The 14910-nt window shown below is 60.5% G+C and carries 12 protein-coding genes; 1 reads left to right on the top strand and 11 read right to left on the bottom strand.

Annotated features, from left to right (window positions below):
• Positions 1 to 289: 289 nt before the first annotated feature.
• The 4 genes from V2S86_RS20365 to tkt all read right to left on the bottom strand — a co-directional run bounded on the left by V2S86_RS20365 (position 290) and on the right by tkt (position 6435).
• Entirely contained in the window at positions 290 to 1360 is a 1071-nt protein-coding gene (locus V2S86_RS20365; RefSeq protein ID WP_330763895.1) for an ABC transporter ATP-binding protein, read from the bottom strand.
• The gene (locus V2S86_RS20360) at positions 1353 to 3122 is read right to left on the bottom strand and encodes an ABC transporter permease (RefSeq protein WP_330763894.1); all 1770 of its coding nucleotides are present in this window, start codon (positions 3120 to 3122) and stop codon (positions 1353 to 1355) included. Before V2S86_RS20360 ends, V2S86_RS20365 begins: the two co-directional genes overlap by 8 nt.
• A gap of 60 nt (positions 3123 to 3182) precedes the next feature.
• Entirely contained in the window at positions 3183 to 4271 is a 1089-nt protein-coding gene (locus V2S86_RS20355; protein ID WP_330763893.1) for an ABC transporter substrate-binding protein, read from the bottom strand.
• A 169-nt stretch (positions 4272 to 4440) separates the two neighbouring features.
• Positions 4441 to 6435, bottom strand: coding sequence for a transketolase (gene tkt, locus V2S86_RS20350; RefSeq protein WP_330763892.1), 1995 nt, complete (start codon positions 6433 to 6435; stop codon positions 4441 to 4443).
• A gap of 238 nt (positions 6436 to 6673) precedes the next feature.
• Between tkt and V2S86_RS20345 the strand changes: the two genes are divergently transcribed.
• On the top strand, positions 6674 to 7426 hold the full coding sequence (locus tag V2S86_RS20345) for a M48 family metallopeptidase (RefSeq protein ID WP_004947785.1): 753 nt from the start codon (positions 6674 to 6676) through the stop codon (positions 7424 to 7426).
• A gap of 39 nt (positions 7427 to 7465) precedes the next feature.
• On the opposite strand, the gene V2S86_RS20340 is transcribed toward V2S86_RS20345, so the two are convergent.
• From V2S86_RS20340 to V2S86_RS20310, 7 genes are all read right to left on the bottom strand, one after another.
• Positions 7466 to 9106, bottom strand: a complete 1641-nt coding sequence (locus V2S86_RS20340; protein ID WP_330763891.1) for a thiamine pyrophosphate-binding protein — start codon at positions 9104 to 9106, stop codon at positions 7466 to 7468.
• Between the two features lie 61 nt (positions 9107 to 9167).
• Entirely contained in the window at positions 9168 to 10637 is a 1470-nt protein-coding gene (locus V2S86_RS20335) for an aldehyde dehydrogenase (protein ID WP_330763890.1), read from the bottom strand.
• A gap of 16 nt (positions 10638 to 10653) precedes the next feature.
• On the bottom strand, positions 10654 to 11448 hold the full coding sequence (locus V2S86_RS20330) for an aspartate dehydrogenase (RefSeq protein WP_330763889.1): 795 nt from the start codon (positions 11446 to 11448) through the stop codon (positions 10654 to 10656).
• Positions 11449 to 11465: 17 nt separating this feature from the next.
• The gene (locus V2S86_RS20325; protein WP_330763888.1) at positions 11466 to 12260 is read right to left on the bottom strand and encodes an SDR family oxidoreductase; all 795 of its coding nucleotides are present in this window, start codon (positions 12258 to 12260) and stop codon (positions 11466 to 11468) included.
• On the bottom strand, positions 12257 to 13075 hold the full coding sequence (locus V2S86_RS20320; protein ID WP_330763887.1) for an alpha/beta fold hydrolase: 819 nt from the start codon (positions 13073 to 13075) through the stop codon (positions 12257 to 12259). The genes V2S86_RS20325 and V2S86_RS20320 overlap by 4 nt, the downstream gene beginning before the upstream one ends.
• Positions 13075 to 13599, bottom strand: coding sequence for a cupin domain-containing protein (locus tag V2S86_RS20315; RefSeq protein ID WP_012146663.1), 525 nt, complete (start codon positions 13597 to 13599; stop codon positions 13075 to 13077). The genes V2S86_RS20320 and V2S86_RS20315 overlap by 1 nt, the downstream gene beginning before the upstream one ends.
• Positions 13600 to 13628: 29 nt before the next feature.
• Positions 13629 to 14891 carry an MFS transporter gene (locus tag V2S86_RS20310; RefSeq protein WP_330763886.1) on the bottom strand — a complete coding sequence of 421 codons (1263 nt, stop codon included), beginning with the start codon at positions 14889 to 14891 and terminating at the stop codon, positions 13629 to 13631.
• Positions 14892 to 14910 lie beyond the last annotated feature (19 nt).

The following is a 14910-nucleotide window of genomic DNA, read 5'->3' as shown; positions in this document are numbered from 1 at the left end:
GAATCGTCGCGTAACATTATTCCTGCCTGCCGGCGCTAATTCACCGGCGTCACTCGGGCATTTCTGCGAGATACCGCTACAACTGAAACGCTTCAGCCGAGCATAAACCAAAGTTTTGCCAAAAGGAACAGGTGCAGCAAGCCGGTGGGCAACGCGGGAAGGTTTTGCGAGAATAAGATGATCTAGCGCACACTTTTGACTTAAGGCAGCGCCAAAGGCGCACGGCGGGATGCTGAATTTATAGCCAAACGGCCGCCCCCGTAGGTAACAGGGTACGGCCTTGCCGATATTATTCTTTGGGGAAAATCCACAGATGCTCCGCCGGCAAAGATAGCCGGCACAACGCCTGCCCGCGCACCTCGCTGCCATAGGCACGCACCACAAAATCCTCGGCCACCGTGCGGAACAGATATTCCCAGCGATCGCCAAGGTACATGCTGGTCAACAACGGCAGCTCAAGTTGATTACCCTGAGGATCGTCCCCCAGCCGCACGCGCTCGACGCGGATCACCGCCGTCCCCGCTTCGCCGGCTTTTACCCCCGCGCCCGCCATGCCCCACAGCGCCCAGTCTTTACCCTCGATACGCGCTTTGCCGTCACTCACCTCCGTGACCTTGCCGTACAGGCGGTTATTGCTGCCCATAAACTCGGCGGTAAACAACGTGGAAGGTGAACCGTACATTTCCTGCGGCGTGCCCTGCTGTTCGATTTTCCCGTTGTTGAGCAGCAAAATACGGTCGGAAATCGCCATCGCCTCATTCTGATCGTGGGTCACCATCAGCGCCGACAGGCCAAGCTTGATAATCAACTCGCGCAGGAATACCCGCGCCTCTTCGCGCAGCTTGGCATCCAGGTTGGACAATGGCTCATCGAGCAGGATCACCGGCGGGTTGTACACTAACGCCCGGCCAATCGCCACACGCTGCTGCTGGCCGCCGGAAAGCTGGTGCGGATGGCGTTTGCCCAGCAGCCCCAACCCAAGCTGATCGAGCACGCCCTGCACCCGCTGGGTGATTTCCGTCGAGGCGACTTTGCGTAATTTCAACGGGTAGGCAACGTTCTCGAACACGGTTTTATGCGGCCATAACGCGTAAGACTGGAACACCAGCCCGAGGTTGCGCTCTTCGGCCGGGATCTCACTGCGAGCGGTGCCATCGTAAACCCTATTGCTACCGATGGTAATGCGACCCTGCGTCGGTTTTTCCAGCCCGGCTACAGCACGCAACAACGTGGTTTTCCCACTGCCCGACGGGCCCAGCAGCGAAACCACTTCGCCCCGTTTCAACTGCATCGAAACGCCTTTCAGCACCGGGTTGTCGCCGTAGGTCAAATGCAGGTTCTCTACCGAAAGTTCAATCATGTAATTTCACTCCAAAGCGCAGCGCGATACCCAGACCTAACACCACCAACAGGATGTTGATAAAGGAGAGCGCCGCAACGATATCAATGGCACCCGCCGCCCACAGCGAAACCAGCATCGATCCTATGGTTTCCGTCCCCGGAGAAAGCAGATACACCCCGGTGGAATACTCGCGTTCAAAAATCAGGAACATCAACAGCCACGAGCCAATCAGGCCGTAGCGCGACAGCGGAATGGTGACGTGTCGGGTGATCTGGCCACGGGTCGCACCGGCGCTGCGCGCGGCCTCCTCCAGTTCAGGACCGACCTGCAACAGCGTGGAGGAAATCAGCCGCAGCCCATAGGCCATCCATACCACGGTATAGGCCAGCCAAACGCTGAAGATGGTGCTGCGCAAGGAACGCAACCAGACGATCAGGTTCTCCCGCAGCCACTCGGCCACCGGCAATGCCGACAACCAGCCCTCTTTCAGCGACTTATCCAGCCACATCGGCAGGAACAGGAACACCCACAGGAAAGCCAGACCGGCCAGCAGGCCCGGCACCGCTCGCGGCACCAGCACGCTGTAGTCGAGGAAACGGGTCGCGCCGTCGGGCTTGCGGTGCATGGCGATACCGATAAACAGGTAGCAAACTACCGCCAATGCGCCGCCGATCACGCCAATCGCCATCGAGTTGACAATCGCCCGCAGCAGGTTGGGCTGCTGCCAGATGGTGCGGAAGGTATTGAGCGACAGCTCGTCCCAGATGGATACGCCCACGCCCCAGTTGGAGATAAAAGCACGCAATACCACGCCCACCAGGGGTACGCCGATGGTGACCGTCAGCCAGAACACCACCACGGCACCGGCGACCCAGCGCCATTTACCCAGCGGCAGCGCACGGGCCTGCGAAGCCTTGCCTTTGACGGTAACGAAACGGTTGGCGGTGCGCATCAGACGGCGTTGCAGCATCACCAACGGAATGGTGATGCAGATCAACACCACCGCCACTGCCGCCATCAGATGGTAAGACGGCGTACCCAGCTTATTGGTCAGTTGATACAGGTAGGTTGCCAGCACCAGGTTGCCTTCCGGATCCCCCAGCACCAGCATCAGGCCGAACACCTCCAGCCCAAGGAAGAACAGCAGCACGCCGGCATAGAGAATGGATGGCCGCACCATCGGCAAACTGACGGCGGTCATCACTTGCAAAGGCGAAGCCCCCGCCGTGCGCGCCGCCTCTTCCACGTCGGAACCCACGCTGCGCAGCGCCGAAGAAATGTATAAATAGGCGTGGGGAACGTGCGTCAGCCCGGCGATGACTACGATGCTGGACATCGAGTAGATATTCCACGGCACGAAGCCCAGCAGCGCTTCCGCCCACAGCGAGAAAAAACCCACCGGGCCGGCGGCCACCACGTAGCCAAACCCCAACACCATCGGGGAAACAAAGATCGGCACCAGGATCAGCGGCTCAATGAAGCGGCGGCCGGGCAAATCGGTTCTGACCATCAAAAAGGCCAGAATGCCCCCCAACGGAATGGCGATCACCACCAACCCGAAAGCCAGAATAAAACCGCTTTTCAGCGCCTTGTAAAAGTCGGGGTCGGTAAAAATGAACTGAAACGCCTCAAGGCTGAACACCTTGGAGGGGGAGAAAAAGGGGGCGGAGAGGAAACTTTGAATCACGATAAACGACAGCGGCACATAGATAACCAATGCGGTTATCAACACCACCAAACCGCGCGGCAGGCTTTGCCACTTTCTGCGCCATGCTTCCATAAAAATATCCCAATGGTTGTAAACGACGACGACCAAAGGGCGCGCGTCCGGATCCGGTTATTATTTTGCCGCGGCGGTACGCCACTGCTTAATGTAATCCAGGCGTTTGGCCGGCTGCAGATACTCCAACAGGCTCTCGTCCACCGGGATAGGTTTCAGCGCATTGCCGAGCATTTTAGTCATGCCTTCAATGTCGTTCTTGCCTTCGATGTCATTGCGGATGGAAGGTATGTCCGCCTGATTGGCCAGTATGCTCTGGCCCTTTTCCGACAGTACGTAGTTAAGCCACAGTCTCGCTGCATTGGCGTTGACAGCCTCTTTGCTGATAAAGGAGACGCGCGACAGTACCAGCGTGTAATCCTTCGGATAAGAGATGCCGAGCGAAGGGTCGGTTTTTGCGCGAGCCTCGGCGTAAGAGCCCAGAATGTTGAAACCGATCAGGTTTTCACCGGATGACACCCTTTCCATCATGGTGCCGGTGGAGGATTGCACCGCCAGGCCGCCTTTGGCGACGTCAGCCAGAGTAGCGAAATAGTTCGGATCGGCCTTGGAATCCTGTACCGACAACATGAAACCCAGCCCTGACTTTTCGATGTCATAGGTGGTGACTTTCTTTTTGAACTTGTCGGTCTGGCCGGCGATCAGTTTTGCCAGCGCGGCGTGTGAATCCGGTACGTCACCCTGCGGGATCAGCCGTTTGTTATAGATGAATACCACCGGCTCGTAGGTGGTGCCGTAAGCCTTCTCTTTCCAGACCGCCCATTTCGGCAGTTGGCCCTGCTCCGGCGAGGCGTACTCTTGCGCGTAGTCGGTCGCCAGTTTCAGCGCGGTGTCCATCGACGAGCTCCAAATCACGTCGCCGCTGGTGCCGCCCGCCGCCTGTTCGCTGATATAGCGGTTGTATAATTCGGTGCTGTTCATGTCGTTGTATTCGACTTTAACGCCCGGATACAGCGCTTCGAATCCCTGAATCAACGGGCCGGCAGCTTTAATATCGGTGGTGGAATAGATGACGACCTTGCCTTCTTTCTTCGCGCCATCGACTATTTTTTGATAGTCAGCCGGGTAGCCTGCCGGGAAGTCGGCATAAGCAGGCGCTGCCCCCAGCACCGCGATCGCAACCACAGACGCACTGATTCTTGTCAACATGATCAACCTCTTGCTACATTTAAGAAACTAAAAATTAACATATAGTTAATCCTGGTTCTTAAGCAACGCCGTTAATTTTTTATCTTCGCGTTTTGTGAGGTTGGGCGATTTTTAGGCAATAAAAAGCCCGGCAACGTTGCCGGGCTTGGGTAACACGCCACTATGTGACTTACTTCAGCAGCGCCTGTGCTTTGGCCACCACGTTGTCCACGGTGAAACCGAACGCTTTGAACAGCTGGTCTGCCGGGGCCGATTCGCCGAAGCTGGTCATGCCCACGATGGCGCCGTTCAGGCCCACGTACTTGTACCAGTAATCCGCGATACCCGCTTCCACCGCCACGCGCGCCGTCACTGCCGCCGGCAGCACCGATTCACGGTAGGCCGCATCCTGCTTGTCGAACGCGTCGGTCGACGGCATCGACACCACGCGCACTTTGGTGCCCGCGGCACTCAGCTGGTCCGCCGCTTCCACCGTGATGCCCACTTCCGAACCGGTGGCAATCAGGATGACTTCCGGCGTACCCGCGCAGTCTTTCAGCACGTAGCCGCCACGGTACACGTTCGCCAGTTGTTCGGCGGTGCGTGGCTGCTGCGTCAGGTTCTGACGCGAGAAAATCAGCGTGGTCGGGCCGTCGTTGCGCTCGATGCCGTACTGCCAGGCAATCGCCGACTCCACCTGGTCGCACGGGCGCCAGGTGCTCATGTTCGGGGTCACGCGCAGGCTGGCGATTTGCTCGACCGGCTGGTGCGTCGGGCCGTCTTCGCCCAGACCGATGGAGTCGTGGGTGTAAACGAACACATTGCGGATTTTCATCAGCGCCGCCATGCGCACCGCGTTGCGGGCGTATTCCACGAACATCAGGAAGGTCGCGGAGTACGGCAGGAAACCGCCGTGCAGCGCGATGCCGTTGGTGATGGCGGTCATGCCGAACTCGCGCACGCCGTAGTGGATGTAGTTGCCCGCCAGGTCTTCATTGAGCGGTTTGGAGCCGGACCACATCGTCAGGTTGCTTGGCGCCAGGTCGGCCGAGCCGCCGAGGAATTCCGGCAGCACCTTGCCGAAGGCTTCCAGCGCGTTTTGCGACGCCTTGCGGCTGGCGATGTTGGCCGGGTTGGCCTGCAGCTGCTCGACGAATTTCTGCGCGTCGGCTTTCCAGTTGGCCGGCAGTTCGCCGTTCACGCGGCGGGTGAATTCGGCAGCCAGGTCCGGGAAGGCTTTGGCGTAGGCGGCGAACTTGTCGTTCCAGGCAGACTCTTTGGCCTGGCCGGCTTCCCTGGCGTCCCACTGGGCATAGATGTCCTGCGGGATTTCGAAGGCGGCGTATTTCCAGCCCAGGGCTTCGCGGGTGGCGGCCACTTCGGCGGCGCCCAGCGCAGCGCCGTGCACGTCGTGGGTACCGGCCTTGTTCGGGGAGCCGAAACCAATCACGGTTTTGCACATCAGCAGGGACGGCTTGTCGGTGACCTTGCGGGCTTCTTCAATCGCCGCCTTGATGGCGTCCGGGTTGTGGCCGTCGACGTGGCGCACCACGTGCCAGCCGTAGGCTTCGAAACGCTCGGCGGTGTCGTCGGTGAACCAGCCTTCCACGTGGCCGTCGATGGAGATGCCGTTGTCATCGTAGAACGCGGTCAGTTTGCCGAGCTTGAGGGTCCCGGCCAGCGAACAGACTTCGTGGGAGATGCCTTCCATCATGCAGCCGTCGCCCATAAAGGCGTAGGTGTGGTGGTCGACGATGTCATGGCCCGGGCGGTTGAACTGCGCGCCCAGGGTGCGTTCGGCAATGGCGAAACCGACGGCGTTGGCGATGCCCTGGCCCAGCGGGCCGGTGGTGGTTTCGACGCCCGGGGTGTAGCCGTACTCCGGGTGGCCCGGGGTTTTGGAGTGCAGCTGGCGGAAGTTTTCCAGCTCGCTCATCGGCAGGTCGTAGCCGGTGAGGTGCAGCAGGCTGTAAATCAACATGGAGCCGTGGCCATTGGACAGCACGAAGCGGTCGCGGTCAGCCCAGTGCGGGTTGGTCGGGTTGTGGTTCATGTAGTCGCGCCACAGGACTTCGGCGATGTCCGCCATGCCCATAGGTGCGCCCGGATGGCCGGAATTTGCTTTTTGTACGGCGTCCATGCTGAGTGCGCGGATGGCGTTGGCAAGCTCTTTACGAGAGGACATGTTTTACTCCAGGTCGGATTAAAAAATCAGTCAAGTTTTCTATTTTCTCAGACTCAGCATTAAAACGGCAATCCCTAATGCCAAATGAGAGCGAGTTCACAACTTATTAGCACGATCGGACGGTTTTTCGGAATAACACTATTCTCCCGATTGCTGACGTACACTAGTCTCGTGCGACAAGATTTTCCCTAAACTACAATCGCACTATCCCTTGTTACTATCACAGGAAGATGGCCTTATGAAAATTCGTACTTCTTTGATTGCATTAAGCATTGCCACTTTGGTAAGCGGCTGTCAAAACCTGAATACCGATACGCTGATGCAGTCTGGGGCGCAGGCGTTTCAGGCGGCAACGCTGAGCAATGACGACGTAAAAACCCTGAGTGTTAAATCCTGCGCAGAGATGGACAGCAAGGCACAAATCGCGCCAGCCGACAGCACCTACGCCAAACGTCTGAACAAAATCGCGGCGGCGCTGGGAGACAATATCAATGGCACGCCGGCCAACTACAAGGTTTACGTTACCAAAGACGTGAACGCCTGGGCGATGGCCAACGGCTGTATCCGCGTTTACAGCGGGCTGATGGACATGATGACCGACAACGAAGTGGAAGGCGTGCTGGGCCATGAAATGGGCCACGTGGCGCTGGGCCATACCCGCAAGGCGATGCAAGTCGCTTACGGTACCGTGGCGCTGCGCACTGCGGCATCCTCAACCGGCGGCATCATAGGTTCGCTGTCGCAATCGCAACTGGCGGATGTGGGCGAAAAACTGGTTAACGCCCAGTTCTCGCAGAAACAGGAAAGCGAAGCGGACGATTATTCGTTCGACCTGCTGAAAAAACGCGGTATCGATCCTAACGGCCTGGTGACCAGCTTTGAAAAACTGGCGAAAATGGAAGCCGGTCGTCAGAGCAGCATGTTCGACGATCACCCGGCCTCCGAAGAGCGTGCGCAGCATATTCGCGATCGCATCGCCGCAGGCAAGTAAACCTCAACGCCCGGCCTCAGCCGGGCGTTTTTTTATCTCTTAATACAAGGATTTTTGCGGTGGTCCGGCGAAGGTCAGCGGCCCGATACTGTTCATGTCCACCTCCACCACCGACGGCCCCGGGTAGTTAATCGCTTCCGCCAGCACGCCCTTGAACTGCGCCGCACTGTCCACCTTCCAGGCCTTCAGCCCCATCGCCTCGGCGACCAGCGTAAACGCCGGGGTATGCAGTTCGTTGTAATACTGACGGCCGGCAAAGTATTTATCCTGAATACCGCGCATCACGCCATACCCGCCGTCGTTCATGATAAGCAGCGTGATATTGGCCTGCTCCTGCGCCATGGTCGCCAATTCCCCCAGCCCCAGCGCCAGCCCGCCGTCGCCCACCAGCCCAATGACTTTGCGCTGCGGGTTAGCGATCGCGGTGCCGATCGCCATCGGCAGGCCCATGCCGATCGCCCCGGCCAACGAGTGAATGTTGCATAGCGGCGAAATGGCGCGGAACAAACGGCTGCCCCATACGCTGCCGGACACGGTGATATCGCGGACCAACAGCCCATCCTGCGGTAACGCGGCGGCAATGGCGTCGTTCAGTTTGGCGTATTCTCCCGACTGCTCGCGCAGCGCGCTTTCCGCCTGCCGCACCGCAGAGGCGATCTCGGCATCCCAGTCGGCATTTACCTTCTCCGCCGGATTCAACCGGGCGGCCAGCGCGTTAAGCAATGCGGCGCAGTCGCCGTTGATTTGCTCATCGGCCAGATAGTTGCGGTTGCCCGCCGCCGGATCGATATCAATCTGCACCAATGGGCGCGGCAGCGGCAACGTCCAGGTGCGGGTTTCATTGCTGCGCAGGCGCGAGCCGGCCACCAGCGTCAGATCGCACTGCGCCAGGATCGCCTCAATGCTTGGTGAATTATGAAACGCCCGCAGGCTGCGCGGATGGCTATCCGGCAGAATGCCGCGCCCGTGGGTGCTGGAGATCACCGCCACCCCGGCGTCGGCCAGCTTGCGCACCGCATCGCCGCAGGCCAGCGCCCCGCCCCCCAGCCACAGCAGCGGCCGTTTGGCGTCTTTCACTCGCCGATACAGGCGTTCTACCGCATCGTCATCCGCCGGCGGCAGCGGCGCGGGCGCTAACGGCCGGCTCAACACCGAGCTGGATACCAGGCTGCTTTGAATATCGATCGGGATCTCTACCGCCACCGGCCCGCAAGGCAGGGTCTGCGCATCCAGGATCGCCCGCTGGATCACCGCCACCGCCTGCTCCGGGGAGTTAACCCGGTAGGCGCGCTTGGAGCAGGCACGCAGGAAACCGAGCTGATCGCGAGTTTCATGAATAAACCCGGCATCGGCGTCCAGCCAGGCTTTTTCCACCTGGCCGGTAATGTGCAGCAGCGGCGTGTTGGCGTTTAACGCCTCGATCATCGCGCCGACCGCATTGCCGGCGCCCGCGCCGGTGCTGGTCAGCGCCACGCCCAGGCCGGAAAAGCGCCCGTGAGCGTCGGCCATAGTGACTGCCCCCGCTTCGCCACGTGCCGGTACGAAGCGGATTTTTTCGCGCTGCCCCACCGCATCGGCAATTGGCAGATTGTGGATAGAAATGATGCCGTACATCGCCGACACCCCGTATTGCTCCAGCGTTCGGGCTATCGCTTCACCAACCGTTATTTTATCGCTCATCATCAGCCTTCTTATTGTGTTCGTTGTAGGGTTCCCGACAGATTTTTTCCTGACCTGTTTCTCAGTCGCTCCAGCGGTTCACCTGATGGTTCAGCGCCAGGTACAAGCTTTTCTGCTGCATGTAGGCTTTGATGCCGTTCAGACCCTTTTCGCGGCCCAGACCGCTCTCTTTGAAACCGCCGAAAGGCGTTGAAATAGAAAATGTTTTGTAGGTATTGATCCACACCGTGCCGGTTTCCAATCGCTCCGCCAGCGCCATTGCCCGTGGGAAGTCGCGGCTCCAAATGCCGGCCGCCAAGCCGTACACCGAGTCATTGGCCTGTTCGATCAACTGCCGTTCATCATCGAACGGCAGCGCCACCAGCACCGGGCCAAAAATTTCTTCCTGACAAGTTCGGGCACTGTTGCTTAACCCTTCGATAATCGTCGGCAGGTAATAGCTGCCGCCTGCCAGCAGCGGATCGGTCGGTGCTTCGCCGCCGATCACGACCCGCCCGCCCTCTTGCTGCGCCAGCGCCACATAGTCCGCCACGCTCTGGCGATGTTTGTCGTTAATCAACGGGCCGAGGTGCACCCCCGGCGTCAGCGGGTTGCCCACTCGCAGCCCGGCCGCCAGTTCGCTCAGGCGCGCCAACAGCGGCCGGTACAGCGAACGCTGTACAAACAGCCGCGAACCGGCGATGCAGGCCTGGCCGGCAGAGCTGAAAATGCCGTAGCAGATCCCGCGCGCCGCCTGTTCCAGATCGGCGTCTTCCAGCACAATCGTCGGCGACTTGCCGCCCAGTTCCAGCGAAGTAGGGATCAGTTTTTCGGCGGCAACATGCGCCAGATGGCGGCCGGTACTGGTGCCGCCGGTAAAGGAAATCTTTTTCACCAACGGGTGACGCGCCAGCGCTTCGCCAATCACCGATCCTTTGCCCGGCAGCACGCTGAGCAACCCGGCGGGCAGCCCGGCCTGTTCAAACAACTCCGCCAGTTTTAGCGCCATCAGCGGCGTGGCTTCGGCCGGTTTGAGGATCACCGCATTGCCTGCCGCCAACGCCGGGGCCACCTTTTGCATTTCACTGGCAATGGGCGAGTTCCACGGCGTGATGGCGGCAATAACGCCCATCGGCTGATACTGGCTCAGGGTCATCACTTCGGCGCTGCGCTGGGTGGGCAGTTCGCCCTCCAGCACTTCGCAGGCGGCAGCGAAATAGCGGGCAGTGGCTGCCGCGCTGGCCACCAGACCACGGGTTTCCGCCAATGGCTTGCCGTTGTCGCGGGTTTGCAACTGCGCCAACTGTTCCTGTTGCGCCAGAATCAGGTTGCTGACGCGATAGAGGATCGAGGCGCGTTGGTGCGGCACCAGCCCGCGCCACTCGGGGGCGCGCCAGGCGCGCTCCGCCGCTTCCACCGCCTCATTCACGTCGTCGACGCTGGCGGCATTCAGCCGCGCATTGATGCTGCCGTCGGCCGGGAATACCGAGGCCATCTCATCGCCCCGGCCTTCGCACCAGCGCCCGGCCACAAAAATCTTTAACTTTTCCATGCTCCGCTCCTGCCGTTCAGGCAATAAAGCCACCGTCGATCAGACGGCGACAGGCTTGTACCGCGCTCAGCGCCGCCAGGGTTGATGTCTTGGGATTGCTCGCCAGCGGGTTGCCGCTCAGCTCTATATGGAACTCACCGAAGCTGCCGCACACCTGCAGCCGGTGAGTATTGCGCCGGGTATGCGGATCGACCTGCAATCGCACCCGCGTAGCATCCATGCCCAGCCCGTTCAGCGCGATGGTCGCCGCCACGTTGGCGTTAGCCGGAAACAGCCGCGCCGCTTCACGTGCCGACCCTTCAAAGAACACCCGCGCCTCGCTGACCGTATCGAGGTCGATCAGTTTTTCTGCCAGGCTGCCGCGCCAACTGGCGGGGCTTTTACTGGCCTGGTAGGTGACGCTGTCCAGCCCGCCCTCGCGCGCCGACGCCAACCCGTCCATGCCCGCCACCGCACCGGACAGCACGATCACCCGTCCCTGATATTGCCGCCCGGCCTGTTGCAATCTGAGCTGCAGCGCCGCATCCGCCAACGCACCGGTGGAGATCACCGCCAACGACCAGCCGCGTTTCACCACCGCCTCGCCAAACTCCGCTACCGCCTGCTGGCTGGCGCACTCCAGCACCAGATCCGGCTGCCCGGTACAGTGATCCGGGTGCGTCAAAGCCTGCACTTTGCCGCCGAAGGCGCTATTGATAGCCGCATGATGAGCCGCACGCGCCACAATCCAGCCAACGTCGACGCCCTCCGGCAGGCGGGAAAGCACCTCCTTCGCCATCGCGCCGTAACCAATCATCATGATGTTCTTCATTTCTCCGCTCCCAACAGTTACAGATGGCGGTTAAAGCCGCCGGAGACGTCGAGCGCCGCACCTGTGGTAAAGGACGCTAACGGCGAGGCAAGGAACAGCAATGCCCGCGCCGGCTCCTGCGGCTTACCGAGGCGTTTCATCGGAATGCCGCGCCGTTCGGCGATCGCCGCCGTCCACTGTTCCCAACTTTGATCCTGGTCGCTGCGCTCCTCGAAACGCCGCCGCCACTGGCCGGATTCGACCATGCCCAGCAGAATCGAATTAACGCGAATGCCTTTCGCCACCAGCTCTTTCGACAGCGTCAGCGTCAGGTTTAGCAGTGCGGCGCGCGCCGCCGAGGTGGCGATCATGTGTTCTTCCGGTTGCAACGCCAGCAGCGAATTCACGCAGGTGATTGAGGCAATGTCCGAGCGCTCCAGAGCCGGTAAAAACGCCTGCACCGGGTTAATCACGCCAAACAGTTTCAGCTCCGCCTCATGCAGCCAGGCGGCGCGCGGCGTTTGGTCAAAATGGGCGACAAATCCCTGGCCGGCGTTATTGATCAACAGATCCACACCGCCGAAATGCGCCGTCACCCGTTCGGCGAACTGCGCCACCTGCCGCTCATCGAGCACGTCGCAGCACAGCGCCAGCACTTGCGCCTGCGGGAATTCATTGCGCAGGCTGGCTTCGGCGCCGGCCAGTTTGTCCGCATTGCGGCCGCAAAACGCCACCTTCGCCCCTTCCGCCAACAGCAGACGCAAGGTTTCGAAGCCAATGCCCGACGAGCCGCCGGTGACGACCGCGACCCGATCCTCAAGCTGAAAATTCATGGTTGAATTGCTCCCGTAAAATCCTGCAGATAACGGTTAAACAGCGCCGGCGCCTGGAGATAGCTGGCATGCCCCGCGCCGTCAATCAGGCGCAGAGGCGCGTCATGCCGTTGCGCCAGCCTCGCAGCCGCCTCGGGGGGCGTGATACGGTCTTGATCACCGCACCACACTTCCAGCGGGCCGCGATAGCGCGCCAAATAGCGGTCGATATCCTCGTTGACCAGCATCCAGGCGGCGCTGAGAAAACCCTCGGGATCGAGCTGCTGCATGCCGTTGCGCACCCAGGCGATATCCTGATCCGACGCCTTTTCACTCAGCAGCGCGGCCGCCCGCTGTTCGCCGTAGCCCAGCGGCCCCAGCGTTTCAATCATCTGTTTGCGCTGGCCGTAAACCTGGCGCCGTTTTTCCTCCGTCGCCGTGGCGTAGCCCTGCGCGGGGTCCGCCAGCACCAGCCCGCACAACCCGTCCGGATAGCCTGCGGCATAGGCGCCGGCGATCAACGCGCCAAGCGAGTGGCCGATAATCAGCGGTTGCTCCAGCCCCAGTTCGCTCACCAGCGCCGCCAGCGCGGCGGCATAGGCGGCGGCGTCCGGCTCGGTGGCGGCCAGCGGCAGGCTGCCGCCGTAGCCCGGAGCATCCCAGGCCAGCAGACGGTGACTGTCGGTCAGCCCAGCGTCGTTAAACTGCTTGATCCACGAAGCTGAACCGGAGCTGATGCCGTGCAGCAACACCACCGGTCGGCCGTGCCCCGCTTCGCGCCAACTGAGGGTGTACCCCCCGCAGCGCCGCTGCTGACGTTGCGCCAGGCCGTTCATCAGTTACGCTTCACTTTGGATAACGGGTGATCGGCCGGGTAGGTCGGCGTTTCCGGTTTGGCCGTGCCGAGCATCACGCACATCAGCGCCTCTTCCTCGCCGTGATTGAACAACCCACGGTAGACGCCGGCCGGCACCGAGATCAGATCGCGCTCCTTCAGCTTGGTTTCGTAATATTCCGTGCCATCCTGGATCATCAGCGTGATGCTGCCTTTCAGCATAAAGAACACTTCTTCCACGTCGTCATGCAGGTGCAGCGGGCCTTCGCATTTCGATGGCAATACCATGGTGGAGAAGGTGAAGTTTCCCGCCGGAATGGTGTTGGTGTCGTTAACCACGCCGGTTGCGCCGGTGCCGATGTAGCGCATCTGCGCGCGACGGTATTTCGGGTCGTAGTCGGCCTGGAACTTCAACGCGTTCCAGTCATATTTGCGGCCTTCAAAGCGGGCGATTCGCGATTCCACCCAATGCTCTATCGACTGATCCTGCGGCTTGACGCCGGCTTGTTTCTCAACCTGGGACATGTTGTTACTCCTCTGTAACCATAGATAAATCAGTATTTTTTCAGCAACGGCAGCAAGATGATGCTACCGATAAAGGCCATCACCACCAGGAACAGCAGGCCGTTATCCATGTTGCCGGTGGCGGCGATCAGCGCCCCCATCAGCACCGGCGCCAGCGCGCCGGCAAAATTGCCCAATCCGTTAAAAATACCGCCTGCGGTGGCGCTGACCTTGCTGCTGGTCGCTTTCGCCAGCAGCGCAAAGATGTTCGGCGCACCGGCGCCCCACATAAAGGTGCTGAAGGCCATGGCGGCAATCACGCTGTAGGTGCCTTGCAAATGCAGCACCACGCCCAGGCCCAGCCCGGCGCCGCACAGCGAGACAAAGCAGGCCAGCGCGCGACGATCCAGCTTGTCCGACAGCCAGGCGCCGACCACTTCGCCGAGCAGCATGGCGATAAACGGCAGCGATGACAGGTAACCGGCGTGTTCCAGATGTATGCCTTTCCCCTTGATCAGGTAGCTGGGCAGCCAGCCGTTCATGCCCCACAGGTAGGTCAGGAAGGCGATGTTAAACAGGCAAATCATCCAGAAATGCGGATTGCGCAACAGTTCCCGGCGCTGCCGTTTACGTTCCGCCGCCACAGGTTGCGCATCGGTTTTGGCTACCGGACGCGCCACGTTCAGGTGACGCATGCCAAACAGCACCAATAGCATCACCGGCAGCGTCAGAAACGCCATAAAGAAGAAGGTGGTCTGCCAATCGAAGGTATTGAGGATATACAGCGTCACCGGGAAACCGAGCGCTGCCCCCAGCGGCGTGCCAAGCAGCCACAACATGGTGGCGCGCGCCTGCAAGCGCTGCGGGAATGCCTGGCGGATAATGGCGTACGCCATCGGCAGCAATGGCCCTTCCGCGATGCCGAGCAGGATGCGCAGCGTCATCATGGTGTGATAAGAACGGGACAGCCCCATCAACACCATCAGCACACCCCACACCACCATCATGCCGATCAGCACCTTAACCGGATTCAGCCGGTCGCCAATGCCGCTCAACAGCATGGAAGATATGCCGTAAGAGAACAAAAACGCGCTCATCAGCAAGCCGAGCCGCGCCGGATCAAAACTGATACCCAGCGCCTGCTGGAACTCGCTGTCGGAAAACAGCGCCGCAATGCTGATCTTGTCGAAAAACGCCAGCAGCACGCAGGCGAACAGCGCGATCGGCACCGACCAGCGCACCCGTTGCTGCGGATTTTCGGCAACGGCGTCCCCCACCCGTCCGACGCGGGCGTCAATGTCTTGCGTAGTCATGAAACGCTCCCGAGATTCG

Source organism: Serratia sp. C2(1) (genome assembly GCF_036352655.1).
Classification (GTDB): domain Bacteria; phylum Pseudomonadota; class Gammaproteobacteria; order Enterobacterales; family Enterobacteriaceae; genus Serratia; species Serratia inhibens.
The sequence above is the reverse complement of the archived record's forward strand: the minus strand, read 5'-3'. Positions and strand labels throughout refer to the sequence as shown.